Raw genomic sequence first — 14,349 nt, forward strand, 5'->3', positions numbered from 1 at the left:
GCGTCGAGAATATCACGCGCTCGTCGCGGCCATCCGCTCGACGAACTTGGCCAGCTTCGGTAAGTGGAGGCGATGGGCCACGTCGTGGATCACGCGATGGCGGGCCTCGGTGTCCAGCGCGAAGGCGCCACGCAGGTCGGTGAGCGCGGTGTTGGGCACCACCCGCCAGCGCACCTCGTTCAGGCCGCGGCGGGCGCCGCGCCAAGCCAGGAAGTGGCCGATCACCGTGAACGTGAAGAGGTAGCCCAGCACGTTGGGGCCCGGCACGAAGGCCACCGGCGCCGACGCAATCAAGCCCACGGAATGCAGGATCAGCTGCCGCAGGTGCCGATCGGCGTCGCGCTTCAGGGCGGCGCGCAGGATGCCGTCGGCGGCCTGGGGGTCCATGTCGGCGGCGGCGTGGAGGGTGGCCGACTCGGCCTTGCGCAGGTGCCAGAGCAGCCGCTGTTCGGCAATGCGCTCGGCGATCCAGCGAAGCGACCGCTTCTGCATGCGGCCGAGAAAGGTCTTGTGCTCTTCGGACGCGACCTGGTGCCGGGCGCGTTCGGCCTCGTTCAATTGCGCCTGGAAGCGCACGCGCATCCGGGCAAAGAAGCCGTGGCCCTCCACCGGCTCAACCGGCTCATCCTCCTCGGGCGCCTCGTAATACGACTCGAAGCGGTCCGCGGAGATGGGCACGAGATAGACATCCATCACTGTTTAGGACGTCGAATGCGGCGCGGAGTTCGCTCCGGCTCGAGCGGGATGGCCGGCTTGCCCGCCTGTTCCCAGGCGCCGATGATCATCGACGCCGTGGCGGTAATCGACTCGTTGAGGCGGCGCTCGAGCGTGCTCAGCCCACCCTTGCCGAACGCCTCGAAGTAGGCGTCGTCATAGAACTCGCGGCCCGCGGCCGCCTTCAGGTCCGACTCGAGCACGTTGGCACTGGCGCGATTGCTGGCGAGCAGCGTGTCGAACATGAAGTCGCGCGGATTGGTCACGCCCTTCGGTGCCGCCGGCGCCATCGCCAGGCGGCCGACGTTTCGGGCGAACAGTTCGGATTCCCACCGGGAATGGACGCCGTCCTGCCCGGTGAGCTGGCCGTTGTAGTTCACCACCGCGTGCAGCGGCACGTGGCCGTCCGAGACGTAATGCGAGAGCACCGCGGCGTACAACACGATATTGTCCAGCGCATACCCAGGCATTGGCTGCCGTTTGAGCGACTCGAATTCCCGCTGCAGCTTGCCGTAGAACTCCGCCGTCCTCCACGGCAACCGGCCCTGGACGTCGACGACGTCCTTGCCGAACTTCTGGACGGCCGCGGCGTAGTCGCGCGGCAGGGCGTCGAACGGATACGGCCCAAACCGCGCGTAGTCCATGTCGAGGAAATGATTGGGCGGTTCTTCTTCCCAACCGACGTTGCGCCACAGGTCGGGATCGACCGAGCGCTCGATGATGAAGGCGCGGCGCGGCGCGAACAGCGGCTTCAACTCGGGCGGCAGCAGCTCAATCATGCGATCGGCGATGAACTTGTGGGCGTCGAAGCCCCACGCGGCTGCCGGGTTCGGCAGCGCGACGGCAATGGCGAGGAGGAAGGCGGCTATTCGCATGGTCCGCCTACCATTCTACGTGACCGACACGGCCGAGGCAGTGGAGCGTTGGGGTCAGACCAGAAGCTGGTAGCCGGTGCCGTGGACCGTGACGATATGGCGGGGGTCGTGGGGTTTCGCCTCGAGTTGCGTCCGTAGCTTGGCGACGTAGTTGTCAACGGTTCGGGTCACGGACAGTTGGCTGTATCCCCACACATCGCGCAACAGCTGTTCGCGGCTGACCACTTCATTGCGATGCGCGAACAGGTAGCGCAGCAGTTCGAACTCGCGGGCCGACAACGCGACGCGCCGCCCCTTGCGCATCACCAGCCGCTGCTGCGGCTTCATCACGACGTCGCCGAACGAACACTCCTCGCCGGAAATGGAGCGCCAGTCGTCCCGCCGCACTTGCGCCCGCACGCGCGCCAGCAGCTCGCGAACGCTGAACGGCTTGCTGACGTAGTCGTCCGCGCCCAGGTCCAGGCCCTTCACGCGATCGCGCTCGTGCGACCGCGCCGTCAGCACGATGATGGGGACGCGCGTGCCGCGCGCCCGCAGCGTCTGGCACACCGCGAAGCCGTCCATGCCCGGCAGCATGACGTCCAGGATCAGCAGCGCGAAGGCGTGTTGCGCCATCGCCGCCAGACCCTCCTCCCCGGAGGCGACCGCGGTGACCTGGTAGCCCTCGAATTCGAGGTTATCGGTCAGCATCGACCGCAGTTGGGGTTCGTCCTCGATCACGAGGACGTGACGGGCCTCCTCCTGCCGCACTACCGCCCGGCTCATGACGCCGCCTCCGGTGCGCCAGCCGGCCGCGCACGCGAGGTGACCGGCGAGGGATTCACCCTCGGCAACGAGACGCGGAAGGTGCTGCCGGCGCCTGGCGCGCTCGTCACATCCACCCGTCCGCCGTGCGCGTGCATGAGCTCACGGACGATGGGGAGGCCCAAGCCGAACCCCGGGCGGTGTGCGGCGCTCGGCGCCCGATAGAACCGTTCGAAGATGCGGGCCTGGTCGGCCGCCGACATGCCCACGCCGCGGTCAGTCACCTCGACGATCGCCCGTGCGCGCTCGGCACGCAGGCGGACGGTAATTTCCTTCACTGGGCCCGAATACTTCACGGCGTTGTCGAGCAGGTTGGCAATCACCTGCTCGAGGGCCGCCGGATCCGCCAGCACATGAGGCTGCGATCCCTCCGGATCGACCTCGAAGGTGAAACGCCAGCCGGTGAGTCCATGGGCGAAGGCATCCACGGTTTCGCGGGTGAGCGCGCCCAAGTCCACCTGCTCGAATTCGAAGCTCCGCTGCTGCTGCACACGCGAGAACTCAAGCACGCGCTGCACGAGCGTCGACAAACGGGTCGCCTCGGCGCGGATCGTGTCGAGGTATTCCGCAAGCTTCTCCGGCGATCGGATGCGATCCATCTGCAGCGTCTCGGTGGCGGCGCTCAGCAGCGACAACGGCGTCTTCAACTGGTGCGAGACGTGGGCGACGAAGTCGGTCTGCATCTGCGTCAGCTCCGTCGAACGGCGATGTGCCTGCACGGTCAGCCCGAGCGCGACCAGCATCAGCGCCACCGAGAGCAGGGTGGGCCAGTAACCCTGGCTGATGCCGGCCAGGGCGCCGGCCGGCCCGGGCGCGCCCACTTCGATCGCCCATGGCCGCGGCGCCACGCCGGTGGCCATGCGCGACCGGATGTCGTCGGCCGGGTAGAACAACATCGGGAAGTCAACGCGGCCGGTGACCGTCCCGCTGTCCGCGCTCCCGTACACCAGGGCGCCATGCTCGTCGGTAACGCGCATGCGGAGCGGGATATCGCCGGCGCGGCGGGTCAGAAGCGCGTCGAGCCGCGCCCGCCGCAGTCCATCGAACAAATGCTCGCGCATGGTCGACGGCTCGACCACGAAACCAAGCACGGCGAAGTACTCCAGCCGCTGCGCGTCGGTCCAGAACAGCCGCAGGAAAACCTGGTGGTGTTGGTCGGGGCCGACGTCATCGGCGGCCACGTAAATGTGCTGGGTCGGCGCATGCCGGCGGGCCAGGTCGAAAATGGCGCGTCCCAGCGCGGGATCACGACCAAATCGGTGGTCGCGGCCGTAAAACATGACTTCACCCGGCGCCGACGCCTGGGTCGTCGTGCTCCAGGCGAAGAACCGCTCGACGTGAGGATAGGCCTCGAGACCTTTTTGATAGTGCTGGGCGACCAGATCGAGCCGGCCCGCCCGCAAGTCCGGATGATTGACGGCGGTCAGCGTGTCGAATACCGGGCCGTCCAGCGTCCGGCGCAACTCGACGGCAATGTCGACCGCCGTCTGCTCGCTGATGTGGCGGACTATCACCTGGTTTTGTGACTGGAGAGTGGTGATGGCGCGGTGCTGGAGGAACAGCACCAGCCCCGCGGCGCCAATCGTGGCCGTGATGGCCAGCACCATGGGGTGCGCTCGCCAAGACAGGTGGGACAGCGTCATGGCCTGTTGATCGCGCACGGTATGCCTGTGCAGCGAGGGTGTCAAGCCGGAAGCCCGACACCCTCGCTGGCGAGGCCGGTTACTTGCCTACCGGGTAGCGCAACTCCTGCCCCATCACCTTGGCGGGGTCGGCGCCGGGCTTGGGCCGGAACTTCTGGACGCGGCCGCCAAAGACTTCGGCCGTGTACATGTTCCCTTCCTGATCGACGGTGAGCGAGTGCGGGCCGTTGAACTGCCCGGGCTGTCCGCCGGGAGCGCCCCAGCCGTACAGGTACTTCCCGTTCAAGTCGTACTTGAGCATCCGCATGGTGCCGCCGTCGGCCACCCAGAGGAACTGGTCCGTCGAAATGAAGTGCGCGTACGGGGACGATCGGACGCCGGTCGTGAACATGTCCAGGAACTTGCCGTTCTGATCGAACACCTGGAAGCGCCGGTGACCGCGGTCGACGACAAACAGCCGGCCGTCCTTGCTGATGTCGATGCTGTGCACGGTGTTGAACTCGTTGGGACCCGGATTCTTCGGATCCTTGGGTGGCCCGCCCCAATCCATGAGGAACTTGCCGTCCTTGTCGAACTTGGCAACCCGGGTGCCGCCGTAGCCGTCGCTGATGAAGAAGGTGCCGTCGGGCAGCCAGGCGATGTCGGTGGGCCGATCGAACAGCCGGCCGCCGTCACGTCCACGCTGCCCCTTCGTGCCCAGGGTCATCACCAGCTTGCCGTCGTAGGTGAACTTGTGAATCACGTGGAGCTGGTCGTCGAAGACCCACACGTGCTTCTGCGGATCGTACGGGCTGATCTTGATCTTGTGCGGTCCGCGGCCGCACGGCGCCTCGAACAGCTTGTCGTGCTGCGGCCACCACTGGACCATCTTGCCCACGCGATCGACCACGAAGATCACGTGGTGATAGCGTCGCTCCCAGCCGCGCTTGGCCGCCGGCTCGCAGGTGGCGCCCAACCCGTCGTCATTGCCGGTGGCGCTTCCTCGCGAAGGCGTCAGCATGGCGTACGGCGTCCACGGCGCGGCGCCTGCCGGCAACGGCAGCTCACCGCGTTGCGCGATCCAGATGCGATCCGGTGACTCCGCGTACACGGCGCCGACCGATCCCCAGGTCCAGCCGTCGTGCTTGACGCCGTCGGGGCCGTCCGGCAACGGCTGCGGCCAGTTGGGCACTGGTTCGTAGGGACCGAACTCTTCCTGACCGCCCTTCTCTTGCACCGTAGCGGCGCCGCCGACGAGCGCCAGCGACATGAACAACGCGAGCGTGAACGACCACCGTCGAGCGCGCATCATGGGTCTCCTTTCACTGAATGATGGGGACGGACGCGGGCCCCAGCCCGCGGTAGACGAACTTCTGGACCCGCTTTCCCTCGTAGGTTTCCGTGATGAAGAGGTTCCCCGTGGCATCAATCGCCAGGTTGTGGGCGCCGTAGAACTGCCCGGCCCAGTGGCCGGCACGTCCAAAAGCGCTGACGACCTGCAGCGTGTCGCGGCGCAGAATCCAGATCTGCTGGTTGGTGCCGTCGGGAACGATCAAGAACGTCTGCGCGGGATCGGTCGAAAAGCCGATGTCCCACACCGAGCCGCTGCCCAGGGTCTTGCGCGCCACGAACGCTTCCTTGACGAACGTGCCGTCCTTGCGAAACACCTGGATGCGATCGTTGGTGCGATCGCAGACATACACGAGCCCGTCGCGGGAAATGCGCACGACGTGCACAATCCGGAATTGCGGCGGCGGCGGACCGTCCGGATCGTAATTGCTCGGCTTGTTCTCGTGCTGCACCGCGCCGCTGAAGGGCGAAGGCAGGCGCTCGCCCGCACGCGTGAAGTAGTCGTCGTCTGGCTTCTTGCCGTAGGCGCCCCAGTGCCTCTTGTAGGCGCCGCTGGTGGCATCAAAGACGATGACGCGGTGGTTCACGTAACCGTCGGCGACGTAGAGCTCGTTGGCCTCGCGGTCCAGCGTCACGTTCGCGGCGCCGCCCAGGTTATTGAGGTCGTTGCTGCCGCGGCCCTGCCCCTTGCGCCCGATCTGCATCACGAACTTCCCCTGGCGCGTGAACTTCAGGAGGTGCGCGTCCTTCTCGCCGCCACCGCCCAGCCAGACATGATCGGTGTCGTCCACGTAGATGCCGTGCTCGAGATCGGGCCATTCGTATCCCGCACCGGGGCCGCCCCATGAAGACACGACGTTGCCGGCCTGGTCGAATTCGATGACGGGCGGCGCCGCATGCCAGATCGATCGCGTCTCGTTGGGCTGCAGCGTGCCTGGACGATGAACGATCCAGATGTGGCCGCGCGCATCGACGTGCACGCCGGCCACCGCGCCGATCAGCCAGCGTTCGGGCAGCGGCTTGGGCCACGCCGGATCGACCTCGTAGGTCGGCACCGGCTCAGGCCGTTGCGCGGCCAGCCCCCCCGGCCTGGCGAGGGCGCCGGGCGCCAGCGCAAGAGCGATCACGACAAGGACGATCCGCATGCGGCCCCGCATCAGTCCGTGCTCGAGCGCGGGAAGTAGCGGCCGATGATGTGCGCCGGGTTGGCGCCCTTTTTCGGACTGAACTTCTGGGGCCGTCCCACATGCACGTCGGCCGTATAGAGGCTGCCTTCGGCGTCGGTATGGAACTGGTGCACGCCCCAGAACCCGCCCGGGAACGCGCCAAAGGTGCCCCACGAGAACAGCAGCTTGCCGGTCAGGTCGAACTTCGTGAACTTCTGGGTGATGCCGTCGGCCACCCACAGATGCTGATCCTCCGAGAGCAGCAGCGAATACGGCCGCCGGACGTTCGGCCAGGCATCGAGGAACTTGCCGTTCTCGTCGAACACCTGGATGCGCGAATTGGCCCGGTCGCTGATGTAGATCTTCCTGGCCTTGTCGATCACGATCGCATGCACGGTGTTCATGTACGACGGCCTCGTCTCGGTCGGCTCGTTGCCCTTCTCGCCCCAGGTCATGATGAACTTGCCGTTCTTGTCGAACTTGACCACGCGCGTGTTGACGTAACCGTCGCTGACGAAGAAGGTGCCGTCGGGCAGCCAGGCGACATCGGTCGGCCGGTTGAAGTGGGTCGCGTCGTTGCCCGGCTGCATCGGGGTCCCGATCGTCATGACCAGCGTCTTGCCGTCACGTGTGAACTTGTAGATGGCATGCGCGCCGTCGTCCACAAGCCAGACGTGGCGGTCGGGATCGTACGGATTGACCAGGATGCGGTGCGGCCGCACGAACAGCTTGTTGTGCTGGTCCCACGACTCGATCAACTTGCCGTTGCGATCGACCACGTTGAAGACATGGTCCCAGCGAGGGTGGCGGGCGGGGTCTTTCTGCGACAGGTCATAGCCCGAGGCGTTGCGGGCGGGAATGAAACTGTCGGCGGCGCCGCGCGATTCTTTGATCACGGGCAGGCACCCGCGATTGAAGATGTAGACGCGATCCGGGCTCTCGGCCCAGACACCCGCGGTCGATCCGATGATGTAGCCGTCGCCGCAGTAGTTCTGCGGCCAGCCGGCGACCAGGTCGTAGGGGCCCGTTTCGTCGCCGCCGCCCTTCTCCTGGGCCATCTGAGTCCCGGCACCGGCCGACAGCACCAATCCGAAGAAAGCCACCGCGGCGCTGAGGTTCTTGTTCACTAGAGTCCCCTTTCCTCGAAGATGCCTTTGCGCAGTTCCTTGATGAAGCTCGCGGCCTGCGCGGCCTCCGGTGTGCCCGGATGCTGCGCGACCAGGCGATCGAAGAGCGCCAGCGCCTTGTCGACCGCGCCCGCGCTGGCATAGACCTTCGCCAATCCCAGTGTCGGCGCCGCGGCGCCCGGCCGGACCGCGAGCGCCTTTTCGAACTGCGCCGCGGCTTTGTCGTTCTGTCCCTTCGCGAAGTAGACCGCGCCCAAGGTCACCGTCGCCTCGTAGGCCAGCGGATCCGTGAGCGCTGGCTGTTTGGCGAGGCCCGCTTCGAACGCGATGACCGCCTTGTCGAGCGCCTGCATCTCGACGTATGCGGCGCCAAGCTGGAACTGCACGCTGGCAGTGCCGGCGGCGAGCGCAGCCGCCTGTTCGAGCTGGGCCACCGCGTCGGCGGTGCGGCCCTGCCGCAAGTAGGCCAGCCCGAGGTTGACGCGGACCTCTGGCAACCCCGGCGCCTTGGCCAGCGCGGCCTCGAACGCCTTCGCCGCCCCGGCGTTGTCACCCTTGTTGAACGCAGCGATGCCGGCCGCGAATTCTTCCGCGCCCGCGGGCGCGCTCTTCGCCAGTTTGAAGTCCAGGCGGCGGTCGGTTCCGGCCACCAGCTTGACCTTGTCTTTCACCGGCTGGTACCCGTCCAACTCGACCACCATCTCGTAGTCGACGGCCTGGAGCCCGCGCCGGTAGAAGCGGCCGTTCTTGTCGCTCTTGAACACCGTCTCGCGGCCGCGCTCGAGGTCCCGCAGGCGGATCGTCGCGCCGTCCAGCGGCTTGCCCGCTTCGTCGGTCACCGTGCCGGTCATCACGCCCAACTCCATCTGGGCGATGGCGGGGATGGCGGCAAACGCCAGCACGACGGCGACCACGGCAGCGGCGCGATGCATCACGACGTCCTCAGAAGCGAACGCGGACGCCGAACTGCATCTGCCGCGGGAACTGCGCGGCCGTGGAGACCATGAACAGGGATGAGGCCCGGTTGCCGGTCGGCGGCACCAGGTTTTCCCGATTGATCACGTTGAAGACGTCGTAAAACAGGTCCAGGCTCTGGAGGCCCCGGAGCGGAATCTGATAGCGAAGCGAGAGGTCGATCAGGAACGATCCGGGACCCTCGAGGCCATTGATCACGGCCCGGCCATTGGCGTCCACCGCCGACTGAATCGGCTTGGTGAGGTCATCGATGCCCTTGATCGGCCGATCGTTATTGCTGTCGGTGTCGCCGTTGCGGTCGCTGCCCACAATCTCGTTAATGGGCGCGCCCGAGATCTTGCTGACGACCGTGGCGAAGCTGAGAGTACGCCACGGATTTACGGTGGCACTGGCCGCCAGCACGTGGCGCCGGTCGGAGGTGAACGTGCCGTAGTCGGCCCGGATGTCGTTGTCCAGCCACACGCGCCGCGCGTCGGGGTTGCCGAGACCGACGTAGTGGCTTTGCTGCAACGTGTAGGCGAGGCGGCCGCTCCAGCGGCTGGCCATCCGCTTGATCAGCGAGACCTGCATCGACTGGTAGTCCCCGTTGAACTCGTCGCGCGTCTGCGTCTGCAGCACGCGCCTGAAGTTCGTGCCGCGGGCCGCCGCTGGAATCAGCGCGCCCGTGGGATCGAACACCGCCACGCCCGGCCGGACGCCGTTGACCGGCTCGTTGATGTCAACCACACCCAGCTGATCGCGCGAGGCGTTGGCGACGTAGTCCACCGCCAGCGCCGTGTTGTTGAATAGCTCGTGATTGATGCCGAGACTCCAGGCCCACTGGTACGGCATCTTCCGGTCCGGACTGTCGATGCGCGGATCCCGATTGAAGGCCGTGCCGCCAATGATCTGGTCGCGCAGCCGATTGATTTCAGCCTGGCCGGCGGGGCTCAATGAGGCGACGCCCGGGTTCCCCGCCGAGTCGTTGATCATGATGGGCCGCAACACCGCGCTGTTGACGTCAGTGACAGTCAGCGTCGGGAACTTCGTCAGCACGCCGGTCTGCTGGTGCACGAGGTCGAGCACGACCGGGACGTAAGCGTAGAACTTGCCAAACCCGCCGCGCACGACGGTTTTGCCGCGGCCCGTGACATCCCAGGCGAAGCCGAGACGGGGCGCAATCGCGAACTTGCTCGCCGGCGTGTGCTTGTGGTGGTCGTAGCGCACGCCGAGGTTCAGCGACAGGTTGTCGCTGACGCGGAACTTGTCTTCCGCGAAGAGGTACTGCCGCCGGTCCTTCGAGGTGATCGGGTACCCGTAGTCATCGGGCGGGCCCACCGTCACGTCGAACTGGAAGGGGTAGGTGGCCGGGTCGTTCGGGTTGTAGGGCGCGTCGGTTCGGAACTGGAACGTCCCCGAACTGAACGTCGTGCGCGGCGGCATCTGATGGAAACCCACGCCGCCGCCGACTTTGAAGGTGTGCTCGCCGCCCAACAGGCTCGGGACGAAGTAGCTGAACGCTTCGTCGAACACATACGTGCGAATGACGGTGTTCAAGCCCTCGCCGCCCTTGCCCGTGATGTAACTCGGATGCGTGTTCTGCTGCCCAATTGAAAAGGGATCCCGCCCGGCGAACCCAATCGCCTTGACGTCGTCGTCGAAGAAGGCCTGGGCGCCGGTAGTCAGTGACTCACCGATGCGGCCGACCCGGATGACGTTGGACGCCCGATCGGTGAACACCGTGGTGTAGGTGCCGCTGACGAGGTGATCCCAGTCGCTCTCCCAGGTCTGGGCATCAGGCGTCTGGTTGTTGGTGTTGAAGCCCTCGCCGCGGGTCGGGGCGGTCTCGAGCACCCAGCGCACGTTGACGAAGTTGCGATCGTTGATCTGCAGGTCGCCGCGGCCGAAATAGTTGCTGGCCCTGACCTCGAAGGCCCCGACAAAATCACGGGCGAGTGGCGCCGCCGCCGCGGGAAAGCGTTTCTGTCCGGCGATGTCTTCGTTGTCTTTCTCGAGCGTGAAATAGAAGTGGGCGCGGTTCTTGATAATGGGACCGCCGATCGCGAACCCGGCCTGCAACGTCCGCTCGTCGGGCTTGGGCGCCGTGGCCGGCAGGAAGTGGCCGCGGGAATTGAATTTTTCGTCGCGGAAATACGTATAGACCCGGCCGCCGAACCGGTTGGTGCCGCCGCGAGTCACCATGTTGATGATGGCGCCGGCGCCGCCGCCGTATTCGGCGCTGTACTGATTCGACAGCACCTGGTACTCCTGGATGTTGTCGAGCACGACGCGCACCTGGGTGCCCTGGCTGCCGCCCAGCCGATCGTCGTTGTTGTACATGCCGTCGATCAGGTAAACGTTCTGCTGCGAAGGCGTGCCGTTAGCCACCACCTGCCCGCCTTCGAAGGTGGACGCCGCCGGGTTGGGTGTCATGCCGGGAATCAACTGCGTGAGTGCGGTGAAATTCCGGAAGTTCGACGGCACGTCCTCGATCTCGCGGCTGGACAGCGAACCGCCAATCTGATTGCTGGTCTTCTCGACCAGCGGCGCCTGCCCGGTGACGAGGACTTCCTCGGTGACGCCGGCCACCTGCATCTTCAGATCGACCGTGAGCACGGAGCCGGCCGTGAGAATCGTCGGCGGCTGTTTGGGAGCGACGAGGCCTACCATCTCAACCGTCAGCAGGTAGACGCCCGGCTCGAGATTCGGGACCGAATACGCGCCGTTATCCGCCGAGACGACGGTTCGCGTGAAGCCCGTTCGTTCCTCGGTGATGGTCACGGTCGCGCCGGGCAGGGCGAGACCCTCCTGGTCGAGCACCTTCCCGGAAATCGATCCTCGTTGCTGAGCCAACGCCGGTGACAGGGTCAGGAAGAACACACACGTACTTAGTAGAACCAAGCGTGCGGCAGGGAGCATGGGGAACCCCTCTCCTCGAAACGGGTGATGAGCTAACGGAGCGTAGCGCCGATCCCGTAACCGGAGTGTCAAACGATGTCTAAGGATTGTCTCCGGGTTGTCTACCCGGGAAGCAGACGCTTCGGCGCGGCGGCGGCGGCGACAGATCTAGCGGGCAGGGCCTGACAGCTTCACCGCCGACCACCCATACGCGCCGGCGTTGGCGTAGCGGTAGTCGTTGATCCAGATGGTGGGCGGCGCGGTGCCGCGGTCAACCTGCACGAACGGAAAGCGCGACCACCGCAGGAAGTCCCGCGCCAGCGGCGTCTGCAGCGCCGCCTGGGCGTCCGGCTCGTCCAGGCCCGTCGGCAGGCCGAAGCCGGCCGGCCGGAAGTGCGGCCACGGCTCGAACCAGAGGTTGCCCTTCTCGTAGCGATCGCCGACGTCGATCACCACTTCGCGGCTGAACGGATTCACCGCGACCGGCGTCACCATGAACCGGGTCCCGGCCGGGCGGCCGGCGCGGTCCAGCCCGCCGCGCACCACTTCGCGCGCCATCGCGTTCGACGCCAGCATCGCGACGACGTAGACGCCGGCGATCGCGAGGCCGATGCGCGCAGGCGCGCTCGGCCGTGGCGCCCCCGTGGCTTCCCGCCGCCGCGCCATCCACCACCCCGTGCCCAATACCAGATAGAGCCAGGGATCGACAATGAACAACGCGTCGCCATAGAACCAGCGGCCCGACCACGGCATCAGGAGCCGGACGCCGTAGCTGTTCATGAGATCCATGACCACGTGGAGGAGCACGCCGATGTACGACAGGAGCAGCAACTCGCGCGCGACCGCTGGCGGTGGCGCGGCGGCCCGCTTCTGCACGATGTAGCGGTCGTACGCCAGCATGGCGCCGGTCAGCACGACCGGCAACGCCGCCTGCGCGAGCACGCCGTGCGTCCAGCCGCGGCGGAACGACATCGCCAGTGTGTTGGTGGCGAACACCGCCACGTCCACGTCCGGCAGGTTGTTGGCGATCACCAGCGTGCTCATGCCGAGGGTGGTGCGCCTGGCGAGGCCCGCCTGGCCGAGGGCGGCGCCCACCAGCGCGTGACAAACGTTATCCACGCCGTTCCAGGAACGCCGTCATCGCGTCGTCTCGCAGATCCTTGCGCAACACCTTGCCGACGTTGGTCTTCGGCAGGTCGGTGCGGAACACCACCAGGCGCGGCACCTTGTAGTTGGTCAGCGTCTTCTTGCAGTGCTGGCGCACGTCGTCCTCGGTCAGCGCGGGGTCCTTCCTGACGACGAAGGCGACCACGACCTCGCCGGTTTCATCGTCCGGCACGCCGACCACGGCGCAGTCCACGACGCCGGGGTGTTCGGCGATCACCGCCTCCACCTCGTTGGGGTAGACGTTGAAGCCGCTGACCAGGATCATGTCCTTCTTGCGATCGACGATCTGGATGTAGCCGTCGTCATCCATCTTGGCAATGTCGCCGGTGGCCAGCCAGCCGTCGTGCAGCGCGCGGGCGGTTTCATCCGGCCGCTGCCAGTAGCCCTGCATCACCTGCGGCCCCTTGACCCACAGCTCCCCCACCCCGCCGAACGGCACGTCGTTGCCAGTGGCATCGACGAACTTCACGTCGGTGCCGGGGATGGGCACGCCGATGGCTTCGCGCTTCGGCCGCTGGAACGGATTCAGGGTGGCGACCGGCGAGGTTTCGGTGAGGCCGTACCCCTGGTAGATCGGCGTCTTGGTCATCGCTTCCCAACGCTCGCCGATCACCGGCACCAGCGCCATGCCGCCGGCCACCGAGCCGCGCAATTGCCAGCCGGTCTTCTCCTTGAACCACGGCTCGTGCATGAGCCCCGCGAACAGCGTGTTGACGCCAGTGAACCAGGTGATCGGTTCGGTGGTCATCACCGTCTTGAGGTTCGACAGCGGGCGGGGGCTCGGCGCCAGCACGTTGCGGCCGCCGGCGACGAAGAAGATCATCAGGTTCGCCGTGAAGGCGAAGATGTGGTACAGCGGCAGCGCCGTCAGCATCACTTCGTCGCCGAGGCGAAGAAACGGCTTCCACATCTCGAGGCTCTGGACGGTGTTGGCGACGAGGTTGCCGTGCGTGAGCACCGCGCCCTTGGCCACGCCGGTCGTGCCGCCGGTGTACTGGAGGGCGGCAATGCTGTCGTGATCCAACGACTGCGCATAGAGCCGCGGATCGGCGCCGGCGGCCAGCCGATCGGCGCCCGCCGCGAGCGCGGCCTGAAAGGACCTGTGGGGGAACGTGATCGGCGGCACCATCTTCTTCACGTACTTCTGGACCGCGCGAATCAGGAGGCGCTTCAGCGGCGGCAGCAGGTCGGCAATCGACACCACCAGCACGGTCTTGATGGCCGTTTTGGGCAGCACCTCGGCCACCTTCGACGCGAACAGGTCAATCACGATCAGGCCGGTGGCGCCGCTGTCGGAAAACTGGTGGACCATTTCCGCCGTGGTGTAGAGCGGGTTGGTGTTCACCATGATCAGGCCGGCCTTCAAGGTCCCGAACACCGCCACCGGATAGGCGAGGCAGTTCGGCATCTGGATGGCGATCCGGTCCCCCGCCTGGAACCCGGCGACCTCGCGCAGGTAGACGGCGAACTGGTCCGACAAGCGGTCCACCTCGGCGAAGGTCAGGCCCCCTTGCGAGCCGTTCGGCAGCCCCAGCGTAAACGCGGTCTTCGACGCGTAGGTCGCCGCGGCCTCGCGAATGGCCGCCGGCATGTGCGGCCACTTCAGCGGCCCGAGATCCTGGGCCGTTGACGGATGATAGAAACGGGTCCACGGCCGGGCAGGGTTCGTCAT

The 14,349-nt window shown here is 66.5% G+C and carries 11 protein-coding genes; all 11 read right to left on the reverse strand.

Annotated elements, in window-relative coordinates; translation table 11 throughout:
• Positions 1–12: 12 nt before the first annotated feature.
• The 11 genes from WC815_03645 to WC815_03695 all read right to left on the reverse strand — a co-directional run bounded on the left by WC815_03645 (position 13) and on the right by WC815_03695 (position 14,349).
• Complete coding sequence (locus WC815_03645) at positions 13–693, reverse strand: hypothetical protein (GenBank protein ID MFA5907852.1); 681 nt, start codon at positions 691–693, stop codon at positions 13–15.
• Positions 693–1,589 (reverse strand): hypothetical protein, encoded by an 897-nt coding sequence (locus WC815_03650; GenBank protein MFA5907853.1) that lies wholly within the window; start codon positions 1,587–1,589, stop codon positions 693–695. Before WC815_03650 ends, WC815_03645 begins: the two co-directional genes overlap by 1 nt.
• A gap of 54 nt (positions 1,590–1,643) precedes the next feature.
• Positions 1,644–2,354 (reverse strand): response regulator transcription factor, encoded by a 711-nt coding sequence (locus tag WC815_03655; protein MFA5907854.1) that lies wholly within the window; start codon positions 2,352–2,354, stop codon positions 1,644–1,646.
• Positions 2,351–4,036, reverse strand: coding sequence for a HAMP domain-containing sensor histidine kinase (locus WC815_03660; protein ID MFA5907855.1), 1,686 nt, complete (start codon positions 4,034–4,036; stop codon positions 2,351–2,353). Before WC815_03660 ends, WC815_03655 begins: the two co-directional genes overlap by 4 nt.
• A 79-nt stretch (positions 4,037–4,115) precedes the next feature.
• Positions 4,116–5,327, reverse strand: a complete 1,212-nt coding sequence (locus WC815_03665) for a hypothetical protein (protein MFA5907856.1) — start codon at positions 5,325–5,327, stop codon at positions 4,116–4,118.
• 10 nt (positions 5,328–5,337) lie between these two features.
• The gene (locus tag WC815_03670) at positions 5,338–6,510 is read right to left on the reverse strand and encodes a hypothetical protein (protein MFA5907857.1); all 1,173 of its coding nucleotides are present in this window, start codon (positions 6,508–6,510) and stop codon (positions 5,338–5,340) included.
• Between the two features lie 11 nt (positions 6,511–6,521).
• A complete protein-coding gene (locus WC815_03675; GenBank protein MFA5907858.1) occupies positions 6,522–7,658 on the reverse strand; it encodes a peptidyl-alpha-hydroxyglycine alpha-amidating lyase family protein in 1,137 nt (378 codons plus the stop codon).
• On the reverse strand, positions 7,658–8,590 hold the full coding sequence (locus WC815_03680) for a tetratricopeptide repeat protein (GenBank protein MFA5907859.1): 933 nt from the start codon (positions 8,588–8,590) through the stop codon (positions 7,658–7,660). Before WC815_03680 ends, WC815_03675 begins: the two co-directional genes overlap by 1 nt.
• Before the next feature lie 10 nt (positions 8,591–8,600).
• Entirely contained in the window at positions 8,601–11,492 is a 2,892-nt protein-coding gene (locus WC815_03685) for a TonB-dependent receptor (GenBank protein MFA5907860.1), read from the reverse strand.
• 186 nt (positions 11,493–11,678) lie between these two features.
• The gene (locus WC815_03690) at positions 11,679–12,629 is read right to left on the reverse strand and encodes a metal-dependent hydrolase (protein ID MFA5907861.1); all 951 of its coding nucleotides are present in this window, start codon (positions 12,627–12,629) and stop codon (positions 11,679–11,681) included.
• Positions 12,622–14,349 (reverse strand): AMP-binding protein, encoded by a 1,728-nt coding sequence (locus WC815_03695; GenBank protein MFA5907862.1) that lies wholly within the window; start codon positions 14,347–14,349, stop codon positions 12,622–12,624. The genes WC815_03690 and WC815_03695 overlap by 8 nt, the downstream gene beginning before the upstream one ends.

Source organism: Vicinamibacterales bacterium, assembly GCA_041659285.1.
GTDB lineage: Bacteria > Acidobacteriota > Vicinamibacteria > Vicinamibacterales > UBA2999 > 12-FULL-67-14b.